This window comes from Cupriavidus sp. 05T42 (assembly GCF_056396345.1).
In genome coordinates, this window is record NZ_JBFTLH010000011.1 from 37000 (window position 1) to 50760 (window position 13761).

Annotated in this window: 12 protein-coding genes; 8 read left to right on the forward strand and 4 right to left on the reverse strand. The window is 67.9% G+C overall.

Translation table 11 applies throughout. The features are described 5' to 3' along the window. Positions 1-11: 11 nt before the first annotated feature. The 7 genes from AC1EJR_RS16340 (at position 12) to AC1EJR_RS16370 (ending at position 8193) form a co-directional block, all read left to right on the forward strand. Positions 12-569, forward strand: coding sequence for a penicillin-binding protein activator LpoB (locus AC1EJR_RS16340; protein WP_092297071.1), 558 nt, complete (start codon positions 12-14; stop codon positions 567-569). Positions 570-609: 40 nt separating this feature from the next. Next, complete coding sequence (locus AC1EJR_RS16345) at positions 610-2112, forward strand: PelD GGDEF domain-containing protein (RefSeq protein ID WP_092297432.1); 1503 nt, start codon at positions 610-612, stop codon at positions 2110-2112. Between the two features lie 3 nt (positions 2113-2115). After that, the gene (locus tag AC1EJR_RS16350; RefSeq protein ID WP_092297074.1) at positions 2116-3102 is read left to right on the forward strand and encodes a tetratricopeptide repeat protein; all 987 of its coding nucleotides are present in this window, start codon (positions 2116-2118) and stop codon (positions 3100-3102) included. Further along, positions 3099-4694: a GT4 family glycosyltransferase PelF gene (gene pelF / locus AC1EJR_RS16355; protein ID WP_477113402.1), complete on the forward strand. Its 1596-nt coding sequence runs from the start codon at positions 3099-3101 to the stop codon at positions 4692-4694. The genes AC1EJR_RS16350 and pelF overlap by 4 nt, the downstream gene beginning before the upstream one ends. A gap of 1 nt (position 4695) precedes the next feature. Continuing rightward, a complete protein-coding gene (pelG, locus tag AC1EJR_RS16360; RefSeq protein WP_441592879.1) occupies positions 4696-6066 on the forward strand; it encodes an exopolysaccharide Pel transporter PelG in 1371 nt (456 codons plus the stop codon). Between the two features lie 266 nt (positions 6067-6332). Beyond that, complete coding sequence (locus tag AC1EJR_RS16365; RefSeq protein WP_092297083.1) at positions 6333-7049, forward strand: response regulator transcription factor; 717 nt, start codon at positions 6333-6335, stop codon at positions 7047-7049. A gap of 13 nt (positions 7050-7062) precedes the next feature. Further along, positions 7063-8193, forward strand: coding sequence for a sensor histidine kinase (locus AC1EJR_RS16370; protein ID WP_441644286.1), 1131 nt, complete (start codon positions 7063-7065; stop codon positions 8191-8193). 125 nt (positions 8194-8318) lie between these two features. Here AC1EJR_RS16370 and AC1EJR_RS16375 read toward each other — a convergent pair whose 3' ends face one another. Together AC1EJR_RS16375 and hpnN are read right to left on the reverse strand one after the other, a co-directional pair. Beyond that, on the reverse strand, positions 8319-9188 hold the full coding sequence (locus tag AC1EJR_RS16375) for an MlaA family lipoprotein (RefSeq protein ID WP_092297090.1): 870 nt from the start codon (positions 9186-9188) through the stop codon (positions 8319-8321). 167 nt (positions 9189-9355) lie between these two features. Beyond that, positions 9356-12082 (reverse strand): hopanoid transporter HpnN, encoded by a 2727-nt coding sequence (hpnN, locus tag AC1EJR_RS16380; RefSeq protein ID WP_477105648.1) that lies wholly within the window; start codon positions 12080-12082, stop codon positions 9356-9358. 168 nt (positions 12083-12250) lie between these two features. Between hpnN and AC1EJR_RS16385 the strand changes: the two genes are divergently transcribed. Next, positions 12251-12892 (forward strand): MlaC/ttg2D family ABC transporter substrate-binding protein, encoded by a 642-nt coding sequence (locus AC1EJR_RS16385; RefSeq protein WP_092297096.1) that lies wholly within the window; start codon positions 12251-12253, stop codon positions 12890-12892. 46 nt (positions 12893-12938) lie between these two features. Here the strand turns inward: AC1EJR_RS16385 and AC1EJR_RS16390 are convergent, their stop codons facing one another. Further along, complete coding sequence (locus tag AC1EJR_RS16390; RefSeq protein WP_092297099.1) at positions 12939-13127, reverse strand: hypothetical protein; 189 nt, start codon at positions 13125-13127, stop codon at positions 12939-12941. Continuing rightward, positions 13124-13729, reverse strand: coding sequence for a nucleotidyltransferase domain-containing protein (locus AC1EJR_RS16395; RefSeq protein WP_477110421.1), 606 nt, complete (start codon positions 13727-13729; stop codon positions 13124-13126). The genes AC1EJR_RS16390 and AC1EJR_RS16395 overlap by 4 nt, the downstream gene beginning before the upstream one ends. Between the last annotated feature and the right edge of the window lie 32 nt (positions 13730-13761).

The window sequence follows — 13761 nt, forward strand, 5'->3', positions numbered from 1 at the left end:
AGGGGAATCCCATGAAAAAGACAATGACTGGCAAGGGCCGCATCGGGCGGATGGCAGCATGGATCGGTGCCGTTGGCGCGGCACTGTGGCTGGCGGGTTGCGCGGTGACGGATGTGGGCCGTGCGCCGCAAATGTCGCCCGGCGACACGGTGGCGGTGCTGCCGATTGTCAACTACACCGAGACGCCGCAGGCCGGCCTGCGCGCCGAAGCCATCGCCGAATCGCTGCTGAAGACCGGCGGCATCGCCAACCTGAAGCGCTACCCGGCTTCGCTGAACCCGGAAACGCTGTTCGAGCCGGCCGAGCGCGAGTCGGTGGGCAAGGCGCTGGAATGGGCCCGGGGCGAGCGCGCCCGCTACGCGCTGACCGGCGCGGTGCAGGAATGGCGCTATAAAGTCGGCGTGGATGGCGAACCGGCAGTGGGCATCTCGCTGCAACTGATCGACGTGGCCAGCGGCCAGGTGGTGTGGTCGGCCACGGGCAGCGACAGCGGCTGGAGCCGCGCCTCGCTGTCGGGCACCGCGCAGAAGCTGCTGCGCCGCCTGCTGGCACCGCTGATGCAGGGTTGATCGCGTTTTCGGACGCTGTAGAAAAGGACAGGTGACACGCGTGGGGAATTCTGCGGAAAAAAGGCGCCAGGGGCAGGGGATCGGCCTCGGCGGGCGCTATGCGCGCTGGCTGGCGCCCGCGGTGAGCGGGCCGGCTGCGGTGCTGGAGTTGATCGCCACGATGGTGGTCGCGATGGGGCTGGCCTATCTGGTGCTGCCGCAGAACCCGCTGCTGCTCGGCATGGGCTTTCCCTGGGCGTGGCTGCTGCCGGTGATCCTGGCGCTGCGCTATGGCACGCTGATCGGCGTGGGCTCGGTGCTGATGCTGCTGGGCGGCTGGTTTGTCTTCGAAGCGCTTGGCAGCTACACCAGCGCGTTCCCGCGCATGTTCTTCCTGGGCGGCCTGCTGCTGGTGCTGATCTCGGGCCAGTTCGGCGATGTGTGGGGCACGCGGCTGGCGCGCGCTCGCGCCGTCAACCGCTATCTGGACGAGCGGCTGGCCGCGCTGACCAAGAACCACTACCTGCTGCGCATTTCCCACGCGCGGCTGGAGAACGACCTGCTGGCACGCCCGACCACGCTGCGCGACACGCTCTCGCAGATGCGGGCCGTCGCCATGGGCGACGCGGCCCGGGGTGGGGTGGACCAGCCCGAGACCACGCTGCCCGGCGCGCAGCCGATGCTGCAAGTGGTGGCGCAGGCCTGCCAGATCGAAGGCGCGGCGCTGTTCGCGTGTGATGGCGAGCGCATCTCGCCGCAGGCCGCCGCGAGCATCGGGCCGGCCTTCGAACTGAACCTGGACGACCCGCTGGTGCGCCATTGCCTCGACACGCGCGAGCTGGCCCACCTGCGTTCCTCGGGCCTGCAGCAGGACGCCGAGACCCGCTACGTGGCCGTGGCGCCGGTGCTGGCTGGTTCCGACCGCCTGATCGGCGTGCTGGTGGTGGAGCGCATGCCGTTCCTCTCGCTGACCTATGAAAACCTCCAGCTGCTGATGGTGCTGATGGGCTACTACGCCGATGGCGTGGAGCACGGGCAGGCCACGCACGGCATCCAGGCGCTGATGCCGGCGATTCCGTACGCGTTTGCGCTCGACTACGCGCGGCTATCGCGGCTGCGCCAGGAAACCGGCGTCGAAAGCTCGGTGGTGGCGCTGGTGTTCGACCTCGACGAAGCCCGCGACGCGCTGTTCGAACAGGTGGTGCGCAGCCGCCGGGCGCTGGACGTGGCCTGGCCCGCGCGCAGCCCGCGCCAGCGCGCCATGCTGACGCTGATGCCGCTGTCCGACAGCCAGGCCGTCTCGGCCTATCTGGTGCGGATCGAAGACATGCTGCGCGCGCAGTTCGGCACCGATTTCGCCACCTCGCACATCGGCGTGTACTCGCTGACCGTGCCGGCCACCGGCGCCGAAGACGCGCTGGTGCGGCTGTTGCAGCGTTGCCAGATCGATGGCGCCACGGCGACCGATGCCACGGCGCCGCGCTCGGTGGCCCCCGGCGTGGTAGCTGGCGCCGCCGGCAACAACGCTCCGGTGCCGGCTTCGGCCGGCACGCAGGCGGGCTGACGCATGGGCAAGCTGACCTTCGGCGGCACCGCCTTCCAGATCGCCGCGCTGGCGCTGCTGTTTCAGGGCGGCACGGGCCTGCCGCTGCTGCTGGCATTTTTCGCCCTGCAGGCGGCGGCCTCCGGGTTGCTGGGGCTGGCGCTGTGGCGTCTGCTGCCGCGCCGCTTCCGCGCGCCGTTTGCGTGGACCTACGCCTACCTCGCCGCGTTCTGCTTCTTCGTGCCGCTCGGCGGCACGCTGGTCTGCCTCGGCAGCCTGCTGTTCGCGCGGCTGTTCCCGGGCCGGCGCGATGCGTCCGGCATTGCCTCGGTAGCGCTGCCGGCCTTCGTCACCCACCTGATCCAGCGCGTGACGCACGGTGGCGGGGCGCGCCTGCGCGCGCAGCTTGGCAATACCCGCGCGCCGCTGCCGGAGCGCATGAACGCGCTGGTGGCCATGCAGTCCATGCCCACGCGCACGGCCAGCCCGGTGCTGCGCGAACTGCTGGCCGATAGCACGGACGATATCCGCCTGCTCGCCTACGGCATGCTCGACGGCGCCGAGAAACAACTGACGCAACAGATCTTGGCCGAACTGCCGCGCCTGGAAGCCGCCGACACGCCCCAGGCGCGCGGCGAGATCAACAAGCGGCTGGCCGACCTCTACTGGGAACTGATCTACCAGAACCTGGTACAGGGCGATGTCTACCGCTATACCGCCAGCCAGGTGGAGCGCTACGCCAGCGCCGCGCTGGAGACCGACGACACCAACGCCGCGCTCTGGTACATGCGCGGCCGGCTGGCGCTGACGCGCAATGCGCCGGCCGAGGCGCGCGCGTGGCTCACGCGGGCCGAGTCGCTTGGCTTCGCGCGTGAGCGCGTGCTGCCGCTGCTGGCGGAAGCCGCCTACCTGGAACGCGACTACGCCGCCGTGCATCGCCTGATGGCGGCTTTCGACAGTCCTTCGCCGCTCCCACTGGTGCGGCCCCTGTTGCGGTACTGGCAATCATGAGTGAAATACTGGTCAAGGGAACGTCCGCCGACGTCATGCTGCTGCTGGAAGGCACGTTCCCGTATGTGAGCGGGGGCGTGTCCAGCTGGGTCAACCAGATGATCCGCGCTTTCCCGGACATCCGCTTCGGCATCGTCTTTATCGGCAGCCGCCGGCAGGACTATGGCGAGATGGCCTACGCGCTGCCGGACAACGTCGTGCATCTGGAAACCCATTTCCTGTACGACTTTCCGCCGCCGCCGATGGTGCACGGCAGCGCGGGCGACCCGAAGGCTTTCGAGAAGTCCGACGCGCTGCACGAAATGCTGCGGGAGCCCGGCAAGGAGCAGGAAGCGGGCGAGCTGATCCGCGAACTGATGCCGGCGCTGCGCGAGGGCGGGGCGCTGTCGGAAGATGCCTTCCTCTACAGCCGCCGCGCCTGGCAGACGATCACCGAGCAGTATCGGCAGTTCTGCACGGACCCGTCGTTCACGGACTACTTCTGGACCATCCGCATCATGCACAAGCCGCTGTGGCAGCTGGTGCGGATTGCCGACTCGCTGATCCCGGCGAAGATGTACCACACGGTGTCCACCGGCTACGCGGGCTTTCTGGGCGCGATGCTGCGCTACCGCAGCGGGCGGCCGCTGCTGGTGTCCGAGCACGGCATCTATACGAAGGAACGCAAGATCGACCTGTTCCAGAGCCAGTGGATCCGGGACAACCGCAACATCTTCGAGCGCGACATCTCCCAGATCAGCTACTTCCGCGAGCTGTGGGTGCGTTTCTTCGAGACGCTGGGCCGGGTCTGCTACGACGCCGGCGACGAGATCGTGGCGCTGTACGAGGGCAACCGCCGCCGCCAGGTGGCCGATGGCGCGGTGGAAACCCGCACGCGCAATATCCCGAACGGCATTAACCTGCCGCGGCTGTCGGCGCTGCGCACGCAGCGGGCGCCGGGCGTGCCGCCGGTGCTGTGCCTGATCGGCCGCGTGGTGCCGATCAAGGACATCAAGACCTTTATCCGCGCGATGCTGACCGTGGTGCGCGAGTATCCGGACGCCGAAGGCTGGATCGCCGGCCCCGAGGACGAGGATCCCGAGTACGCGCAGGAATGCCGCAGCCTGGCGGAAAGCCTGGGGCTCGGCCAGAAGGTCAAGTTCCTCGGCTTCCAGAAGATCGACGAACTCCTGCCGAAGGTGGGCGTGCTGATCCTCAGCTCGATCTCGGAGGCGCTGCCGCTGGTGGTGCTCGAGGGCTTCGCGGCGGGCGTGCCGTGCGTGACGACTGACGTGGGCTCGTGCCGCGAACTGATCTTCGGCCTGCCGGGCGAGGATGCAGCGCTGGGCGCGGCGGGCGGCGTGGTCCGTATCGCCGATCCGGCCGCACTGGCTGGTGCCGCGCTGGAACTGCTCACCGACCCGCCGCGCTGGCAGGCTGCCCAGGCGGCCGGCATCTCCCGGGTGGAGCGCTACTACACGCAGGAACAGATGGTGGGCAGCTATCGCACGCTGTATGCGTCGCTGATGGACAAGCCCGATCACGCGGGGCGCACGGATGGGGTCGCGCCCGCCGGCAATCCGGCAAAGTGCCCCGTGCACGGAGGACGCTGACATGGCCGGGATTGGTTTCGAACTCCGCAAGATGCTCCGGCGCGACAGCCTGTCCGGCATGCTGAGCGCCTACGCCTACGCCGGCGTGATCAGCTCCGGGCCGTGGGTGCTGTCGATCCTCGGCATCCTGCTGATCGGCCTGCTGAGCATCGGCTTCGTGATTCCGGGGATGCTGATCACGCAGTTCCAGGTGTCGGTGACCTACCTGATTGCCTGCAGCCTGATCCTGACCGGGCCGATGCAGCTGTCGTTCACGCGCTTCACCTCGGACCGGCTGTTCGAGCGGCGCGACCACCTCGTGCTGTCGAACTACCACGCGGTGGCGCTGCTCTCCACCGGGCTGGCCGGCGCCATCGGCGTGGGCTGCGCGGTCTGGGCGTTCCCGGAGCAGTCGGTGCTGTACCGGCTGCTGATGATCGCGGGCTTCGTGATCATGAGCAATATCTGGATCGCGGCGATCTTCCTGTCGGGCATGAAGCAGTACAAGGCCATCGTGTGGACGTTCTTCGTCGGCTACACGATCACGGTGCTGGGCGCGCTGGCGCTGCGCTCGCGCGGGCTGGAGGGGCTGCTGGCCGGCTTCGTGGTGGGGCAGCTCTGCCTGCTGGTGGGCATGATCACGCTGATCTACCGCAACTACACCAGCCAGCGCTTCATGTCGTTCGAGGTGTTCCAGAAGCGCTACGCCTATCCGAGCCTGGTGGCCATCGGCCTGTTCTACAACCTCGGCATCTGGATGGACAAGTTCATGTTCTGGTACGCGCCGTCCACGGGCCAGCAGGTGATCGGCCCGCTGCACGCGTCCATCATCTACGACATCCCGGTGTTCCTGGCCTACCTCGCCATCATCCCGGGCATGGCCGTGTTCCTGGTGCGTATCGAGACCGATTTCGTCGAGTACTACGACGCGTTCTACAACGCGGTGCGCGGCGGCAGTTCGCTCGAGCACATCGAGGACATGCGCAACACGATGGTCCAGACCATCCGCCTGGGGCTGTACGAGATCGTGAAGGTGCAGGCCATCGCGGCGCTGCTGCTGTTCGTGGTCGGGCCGTGGGTGCTGCGGCTGCTGGGCATCTCCGAGCTGTACCTGCCGCTGCTCTATGTCGACGTGATCGGCGCGAGCTTGCAGGTGGTGCTGCTCGGCGTGCTCAACATCTACTTCTACCTGGACCGCCGGCGCGAGGTGCTGCTGCTGACCGGGACCTTCGTGGTGCTGAACTTCGTGCTGACCCGACTCACGCTGGAGCTGGGCCCGGCCTGGTATGGCTACGGGTTCGCGGTGTCGCTGCTGATCGTGGTGGCGCTGGCGCTGTACCTGCTGGACCGCAAGCTGGAGCGCCTGGAGTACGAGACCTACATGCTGCAGTAGGGCGGAGCGGGCAGGGGAGGGTTGTTGTAGCTTTTACACGCGGCGGGGCGCTTGCGTGCGCCTCGCCAGCCATCGTTTCAAACGTGCCGGCCCAATGTGGCCCAATGTGGCCCTATGGCTGCGCTTGCCGCGCGCCATCCCCCGCCGTCGCGGCGGCGCCGCAACACTGGTGCATGCCCCCCGAACGGAGCCTCGACGCGCCATCGTGCGTTTGGGTAACATGACGCGGCCGCGCCACACATCGGCGGTAGTCATCAGAGGGATGTATGAGAATTGCCTCCGTGGAGGACGACCCCAGCCAGGCCGCACAGATCCGACAACTGCTCGAGGAGGCCGGCTTTACCTGTACGAGCTTCGCCGCCGGATCGGATTTCCTGCGCGCGCTGCGCGACCAGGTATTCGACCTGCTGGTCATCGACTGGCAACTGCCCGACATGAGCGGCTACGAAGTCGTGAACTGGGTGCGCCAGCATGCCGGCCGGCTGCCGCCCATCCTGTTCCTGACCAGCCGGATCGATGAATCCGACATCGTCGCCGGCCTCGCCGTGGGCGCCGACGACTACCTGGCCAAGCCGGTGCGCCCCGCCGAATTCGTGGCCCGGGTGCGTGCGTTGCTGCGCCGCGCCTATCCGGCGGTGCCTCATGACGATCAACTGCTGCGCCAGGGCCGCTATGTAGTGGATGCGCGCCGTCGATCCATCACGCTGTCGGGCACGCTGGTGGAACTGTCGCCGCGCGAGTTCGATCTCGCGCTGTTCCTGTTCCGCAATATCGGCCGGCTGCTTTCGCGCGAGGTGATCGAGCAGGCCGTCTGGGGCCGCGCCATGGAGGCCGGCTCGCGCACGCTGGACACCCATATCTCGCGGCTGCGCATCAAGCTGGAGATGCGGCCCGACAACGGCGTGCGGCTGATGTCCGTCTACTCGCACGGCTACCGGTTCGAGGAGGCCAGCACGCTGGCCGCAGGGCAGCCTGATGCGTAGCCAGGCGCCGCCGTTGCCCCGGTATCTCGACGGCCTCGAGAACCTGCCCGAGGCCACGGTGATCGTCGATATCGACGGTGGCATCCTCGTGGCGAACCGCCGCGCGGTGGCGCTGGCGCCTGCCATGCTGTCCGGCATCGAGGATCTGGCGGCGGGCGCATCCCTCGATTTCCCTGATTTCCCCGAAGATGCCTATGGCGGCCTCGCGCCGCCGGGCCTGCCGGACCTGATCGAAGCGCTGTTCCCGGTGCCGGGCCCCGGCCTCGCCTACTGGGACGGGCTCTGCGCGGTGCTGGATTCCCACGCGCCGGTCATGTCGTCCGACGATTCCCAGGGCGTGGAACTCGCCACCGAGGACGATCGCCGCTTCCTGCTCCACGGCGCGCCGCTGCAGGGCGAGGCGGGCTGCCCGCCCGGGGCCATCGTCAGCCTGATCGACATCACCACGGTGCGCCGCGCCGAGCGCCAGCGCGCCCAGATGCTGCATTTCCTGTCGCACGACATGCGTTCGCCCCAGGCGTCGATCCTGGCGCTGATCGACATGCAGTCGCGGCCCAACCGCGCGCTGCCGCCGGAGGTGCTGCTGGCCCGCATCGCCGAGCACGCTCACCGCACGCTGGCGCTGGCCGATGACTTTATCCGGCTGGCGCAGGCCGACTCGGAGCGGCTGGAATTTGCCGAGGTGGAGCTGACCGGGCTGGTGCTGGATGCCACTGATGAACTCTGGGCGCTGGCCAAGGCGCGCGGCATCGAGCTGCAACTGAGTCTGGAGGCGGAGGGTGAGACCCTGCGTGCCGCGCCGGTGCTGCTGGTGCGCGCCATCGCCAATCTGGTCAGCAATGCCATCAAGTTCGGGCCGCCGGGCAAACCGGTGTCGGTGCGATTGCGGCGCATGGGGCCGTTCCTGGCGGTGGCGGTGTCGGATTCCGGCCCTGGGATTTCCTACGCGGATCAGGCACGCCTGTTCGAACCGTTCCGCCGCGTGCATGCGCCGGGCGCCGATGCGCCGGGCGGCAGCGGGCTGGGGCTGGTGTTCGTGAAGACCGTGGCAGAGCGGCACGGCGGCCGCGTCATGGTGGACAGCGCCGCCGGCGCCGGGGCCACCTTCACGCTGTTGCTGCCGTTGCGCCGCCGCGCCGGCTGATCCGGCCGCGCCGACACAATTGTTGGCAATCGGCAGAGCCGAACTTGCCTACGATGGGTGGGGCCACGGACTCCGCATCCGAGGCTTTAGTGTCCGCGCTGGCCTCGGCGCGGACACGGCTTTTTTTACTTCGCCATCCCCGGTGCAGGCGCCGGCGTGGCGGCCGGCACCGGTGGGGTGGGTTCGGGCTTGGCGCCGTCGGCGTCCGGCTTGGCCGATGCATCGGGGGAAGCCGGCGTATCCGGCTTGATCCGCTTCGGCACGTCCGAAGGCGTGCCCTCATCCTCATCGTCATACGACGGCAGATCGTCGCCGCCCTGGCCCAGCAGGTAGCGGCGGCGCTGCAGATAGCCATCCCGCACGAAGGAATACTTGTCCAGCGCCGCCAGCGAGAGCAGGTCCGTCGCGCCGAGCAGGTTCGTCCGCACGTTCACCACGTTGAGCGCGAACAGCGAATTGCGCCATGCCGGGTCGAGGTAGTGCGCTGGGTCGAGGTAGAAGCTGCCGGCCAGCCCGATGCCATCGCGCACCGTGCTCGGCCCGAACAGCGGCAGCACGATGTACGGCCCCTGCGGAAAGCCCCACACGCCCAGCGTCAGCCCCAGATCCTGCGAATGGCGCTCGATGCCGGCCGCCGTGGCGATGTCGATCAGGCCGCCGATGCCGAGCACCGAGTTGATCGCCACGCGCATCAGCGTCTCCGCCGCGGCGGTGCCCTTGCCTTGCAGCAGGTTGTTGGCGAAGTTGCCGACGTCGGCGAGGTTCGAATAGAAGTTGGTCACGGCCAGCCGCACCGGCTCGGGCGTCACGGCCTTGTAGCCCTTGGCGACGGGCACGGCCACGTACTGGTCCACCGTGTCGTTGACCTTGAAGGTCACGCGGTTCATCGGCTCGAGCGGATCGTCGGGGTTGGCTTGCGGACCGGAGGCGCAGCCCGTGATCAGGGCGGAGAGGGCGGTAGCGGCCAGCACGCTGGCGATCCGCGAGCGGCCCATCGAGCGGGGAACAGAGGGGGAAACCGGAAGATGGCGGGCGCCGGGCATGAGCGGGAGACGGGAGAGCATGGTGAGACGGTTGGTCTTTCTTGATTTCTTGTGGTTATGGGGGCCGGCCGCCGGTACTTCAAGGGCGGCGGCAGGCAACAATACCGCATCACCGCCACTTACCGCCTGGTATTCCCGTTGTCTGCCCCATGGTGGTTATCGGCGGAATTCCCCAGCGTCGTAGCCACCGTCAAGGGGGGTAGCGAGGGGCCGAGCGGGTCATGGCGCCCCACCGGCGCCCGGCGCGGCCGGCCCATCAGGATCGGCTGGAAGAACACCGCGCCCGCCAGCGTGGTCACCAGCGCCAGCGCCAGCAGCTTGCCCATGCTCGCCGTGCCCGGGTGGTGCGACAGCCAGAGGCTGCCGAACGCCGTGGCCGTGGTGGCGGCGCTGAACAGCACCGCATGCGTCAGGCTCGATTGCAGCAGCTTGGTCTTGCCGTTGCGCCACGCAATCACGTAGTAGATCTTGAACGCGACGCCGATGCCGAGCAGCAGCGGCAGCGCAATCACGTTGGCGAAGTTCAGCGCGATGCCGAACACCACGCACAGCTCCAGCGTGACGATGCCGGACACCAGCAGCGGAATCAGCGTGCGCAGCACGTCGCCGATGCGCCGCAGCGTGATCCAGAGCAGCACCGTGATCGACAGCACGGCCCATAGGCCAGCATGGCTGAACGCGGTCATGATCGTGTCCGCCGAACCGCGGATCGCGATCGGGCCGCCCGTGGCATCGGGCTGCACGCGGGCCATCACGTCCAGGAAGTGGTCGAGCGCGGCGGCGCGCGCGGCCTCGTTCTTGACGCCTGGCGGTGGCAGCTTGGGCGTAACGCTGAGCAGCGCCTTGCCGTCCGGGGCCAGCCAGTCGCGCAGGAGTTCAGGCGGCAGGGTCTGCTGCGACACCGGCTCCGGCTGCAGCGAACGTTGCAGCGTGGCCAGCGCAAGCCGCAGCGGCAGGGCGATGGCGCGCTCGGCACGATCGCGCGTGGCGGGTTCGGCATCGGACAGCTTCTTCAGGGAACGCGACAGATGCGCGGCGGCTTCCGCGCCCGGGCCGGGATGATCGAGCGCGGCCAGGTCGAGCTGGCGCGAGGCGTTGCGCAGTGATGCCACGCGCCGCACATCGTCAGCCGGCGCGGATGGGGTTTGCGTCAGCGCCGGCATCATCGTCTTCGCCAGCCCGGCGATGATCGCCAGCTTCGGCGCCTGGTCGTCAGGGATGAAGGTGCGCAGCGTGACCACGCGCTCCACCTCGGGCAGGGCCTTGAGCTTGTCGGCGGTGCGCTGGGCGGCGGCCAGGGACGGGGCCAGCACCTTCACGTCGTCGGTGCCGGCCTGCGGGGCATCCTTGAGCGCCAGCAGCGTGGACATCGACTCGGAATGCGGGTCCTTCAGGTGCAGCGGATCGAAATCGAACTTCAGGTGCGGCAGCAGCGGGGCGCCGCCGATGATCAGCACCAGCACGCCCACCAGCACGCCCTTGCGATGGCGCTCGAAGAACGCATCGGCCGGGGCCAACCAGCCGAAGCCGGGCAACTCGGCTTCGCCCTTGGGGCGCAGCACGCGGATCAGGGCCGGCAGCAGCGTGAACGTGGTGGCGTAGGCGATGAACATGCCCACGCCGGCGATCTTGCCCAACTCCGCCACGCCCCGGTAGTCGGTGGGCAGGAAGCAGAAGAACGCGGCGGCAGTGGCGGCGGCGGCCAGCGTCAGCGGCGTGCCGACGTCGCGCGCGGTCAGCCGCAGGGCTTCGTCGAGGTCGTCGTGCTCGTGCCGCTCGGCACGGTAGCGCACGCCGAACTGGATGCCGAAGTCCACCCCCAGCCCGACGAACAGCACGGCGAACGCCACCGAGATCATGTTCAGCGCGCCCACCATCATCAGGCCCAGCGCGGCCGTCATCAGCAGGCCGGCCACCAGGCTGGCCAGCACGGCCACGATCAGGCGCGCGGAACGCAGCGCCATCCAGAGAATGCCGATGACCACCACCAGCGTGAGCAGGCCGTTGAGCACGGCACCTTCGCTCACGGATGCGAATTCGTCGTCCGCCAGCGGCTGCGGGCCGGTGAGACGGACGGCGGCGCCATAGCGCTGGTCGAGCTTGAGATCGGCGGCGGCGCGACGGATGGCCTCGCTGGCGCCGGCGCCGGCCTTGAGGTCGCTGAAGTCGAGCACCGGCGACAGCGTGACGAAGCTGAACGCCCGGCCATCGGCATTAGGCTTCAGGCTGTCGTCGACCAGCCCCATCCAGGACAGCGCCACGGGTTTGTTGGCCAGCACGCCGTCCACGGTGGTGGCGCTGGCCGCCAGCAGCTTCTCCATATCGCCCAGCTTGATCTGGCCCAGTTGCAGCGGCAGGGTCAGCGTGGTGGTCAGCAGGTCGGACAGCCCACGCAGCGTGGGGTCATGGGCGAGGTTGTTGATCAGCGGTCGCGCCTGGGTGAGCTTGGCGGCCATGTCGTTGACCGAAGCCGTATCGGCGAACAGCAGGCCGTTGCGCTCGAAGAAGGCGCCCGCGCCGGGCTGGCCTACTGCGCGGAAGCGCTGCGGCTGCTGGCGCAGGGCGTCGGCCAGCTCGTTGGCGGCGGCGTCGGCCAGTTCCTTGGCCGGGGCCTGCACCACGGCCAGGATCATTTTGTCGCGCTGCGGAAACGCGTCGCTGATGGCCGCGTCGTTCTGCGCCCACGGCGCGTCGGACTCCAGCAGGCGGCTGATATCGGTATTGATGGCGAAGTTGCGCGCCATGTAGACGCCGCTGGCAATGGTGAGCAGCAGCGAGACGCCGATCACGGTCCAGGCGCGAACGGTGGAAAACTTGACGATACGGGTCAGCGTGGATCTGATCATTTGCGTGGGGTTCTGGCACCCGGCCCGGCCGGGGCGCACGGAGGCGGCAGCCCGGAGTATAGCCGCTGGCAGCGGCTTCTCCGCACCCGCCGCGGTCCGGCCGCGCCGCGATCCGCTATATACTGGGCCGACTGGCCCTGTGGTCGATTATCCCTGCATCGGAGACTCATGAACCGACAATTTCCCAGCGCCATCATTGCTCCCGCGATTGCCCCCGTTGCCGTGGCGATTGCGGCCGTAGCGATGATCGGCACCGCGCACGCCCAGACGTCACCTGACAAGCTCGTGCAAACCGCCGTCGAAGGCGTGATTGCCAAGATCAAGGCCGATCCCGAGACGCGCAGCGGCGATCTGGCAAAAATTACCGCCGTCGTGCAGCGCGAGTTCCTGCCTTACACGGATTTCGGCCGCACCACCCGCCTCGCGGTCGGGAATGCCTGGAAGCAGGCTACCCCTGAACAGCAAAAAACACTCCAGGAGCAATTCACGGCCCTGCTGGTGCGCAGCTACGCGGTTTCGCTCTCGCAACTGCGTGACCAGAGTCCCAAATTTACCTACAAGCCGGCCAAGGCTGGCAGCAGCGCCAACGACTCCGTGGTGGCCACCCGCGTGCTGAACAATGGCGACGAGATGCTGATCGACTACCGCCTCCAACGCGGCAACGACGGCTGGAAAATCTACGACATCAATATGATGGGCGCGTGGCTGATCGAGGTGTACCGCAAGCAGTTCGCCGACATCGTCGCCCGCGACGGCGTGGACGGCCTGATCAAGTATCTGACCAATCACAACGCCCGGGCGGCGGCTTAATCGGTCCTAGGTAGCTTGAGCGGTGAAGGGCGGGCCTCGGTGGCCGTCATCCCAGCAATTGGGGATGATGACCCCGGAGCCAGCCGGTCACGTCATCCAGTAGTTCCGCGGCGCAGGCGATACATTCGCGCACGGCGGACAACGGCACCAGATCCCCTGAATAGTCGGAAAGGTTGCGCTGTTTGCGCAGTGCATCAAGCACGATAAGCCGCTCGGCGGGCAGGCTGATGGTCAAGGCTCAGTCCCAGCAGATTCTCCAAGGTCATCGTCGTTGCCGATCAGGAAAAGCTTCGGTTTCGCAACCACATCCACGACGAACGGATCCCGGCGCTGGACGAGTGATTGCCATTCCTCCGCGGAGAACACCTTTGCGTTGATCTCGCGGGCGAGCGACGACTGTACCGGATACAGCAGCTGAACACTGTCCCGAAAGGTAATAGACCCGATGATGGCGACGTCGATGTCACTGTCGGCCACGTCACGGCCCGCTGCCACGGAACCGAAGATGAACGCCGCCTGGATTGAGGCGGCGACTGGCGCGAGGGCAAGCGTCAAGGCCTCGACTGCGCCGGACGTCTTGCGCATGATCCCGGCCAGTTCCTCGAACACCGGGGAAGCCCGGTTCGCGCGATAAAGCACCTGGTTGCCCTGGGGCGTACGCGTGAGGATGCCGGCTTCCGCCAGCTTGCTCAGTTCTTTATGGAGGGTGCCGGGCGCCGTGCCGGTCAGGCGGGCAATCTCTCGGACGTGATACGACGCCTCCGGGCGCAGCAGAAGCAGGCCCAGAACACGGCGCCGGTATTGGCTGAAGAGGGTGTCGGAAAGAGATTGAAGCATTTTCGGCTACGATTGTAGCCAAAAATGCTTCG

What these genes read in the sequence shown, in the direction of transcription:
- AC1EJR_RS16340 (WP_092297071.1), top strand. Translation starts at nt 12, where the DNA reads ATGAAAAAGACAATGACTGGCAAGGGCCGCATCGGGCGGATGGCAGCA.
- AC1EJR_RS16350 (WP_092297074.1), top strand. Translation starts at nt 2,116, where the DNA reads ATGGGCAAGCTGACCTTCGGCGGCACCGCCTTCCAGATCGCCGCGCTG.
- pelF (WP_477113402.1), top strand. Translation starts at nt 3,099, where the DNA reads ATGAGTGAAATACTGGTCAAGGGAACGTCCGCCGACGTCATGCTGCTG.
- pelG (WP_441592879.1), top strand. Translation starts at nt 4,696, where the DNA reads ATGGCCGGGATTGGTTTCGAACTCCGCAAGATGCTCCGGCGCGACAGC.
- AC1EJR_RS16365 (WP_092297083.1), top strand. Translation starts at nt 6,333, where the DNA reads ATGAGAATTGCCTCCGTGGAGGACGACCCCAGCCAGGCCGCACAGATC.
- AC1EJR_RS16375 (WP_092297090.1), bottom strand. Translation starts at nt 9,188, where the DNA reads ATGGGCCGCTCGCGGATCGCCAGCGTGCTGGCCGCTACCGCCCTCTCC.
- hpnN (WP_477105648.1), bottom strand. Translation starts at nt 12,082, where the DNA reads ATGATCAGATCCACGCTGACCCGTATCGTCAAGTTTTCCACCGTTCGC.
- AC1EJR_RS16385 (WP_092297096.1), top strand. Translation starts at nt 12,251, where the DNA reads ATGAACCGACAATTTCCCAGCGCCATCATTGCTCCCGCGATTGCCCCC.
- AC1EJR_RS16395 (WP_477110421.1), bottom strand. Translation starts at nt 13,729, where the DNA reads ATGCTTCAATCTCTTTCCGACACCCTCTTCAGCCAATACCGGCGCCGT.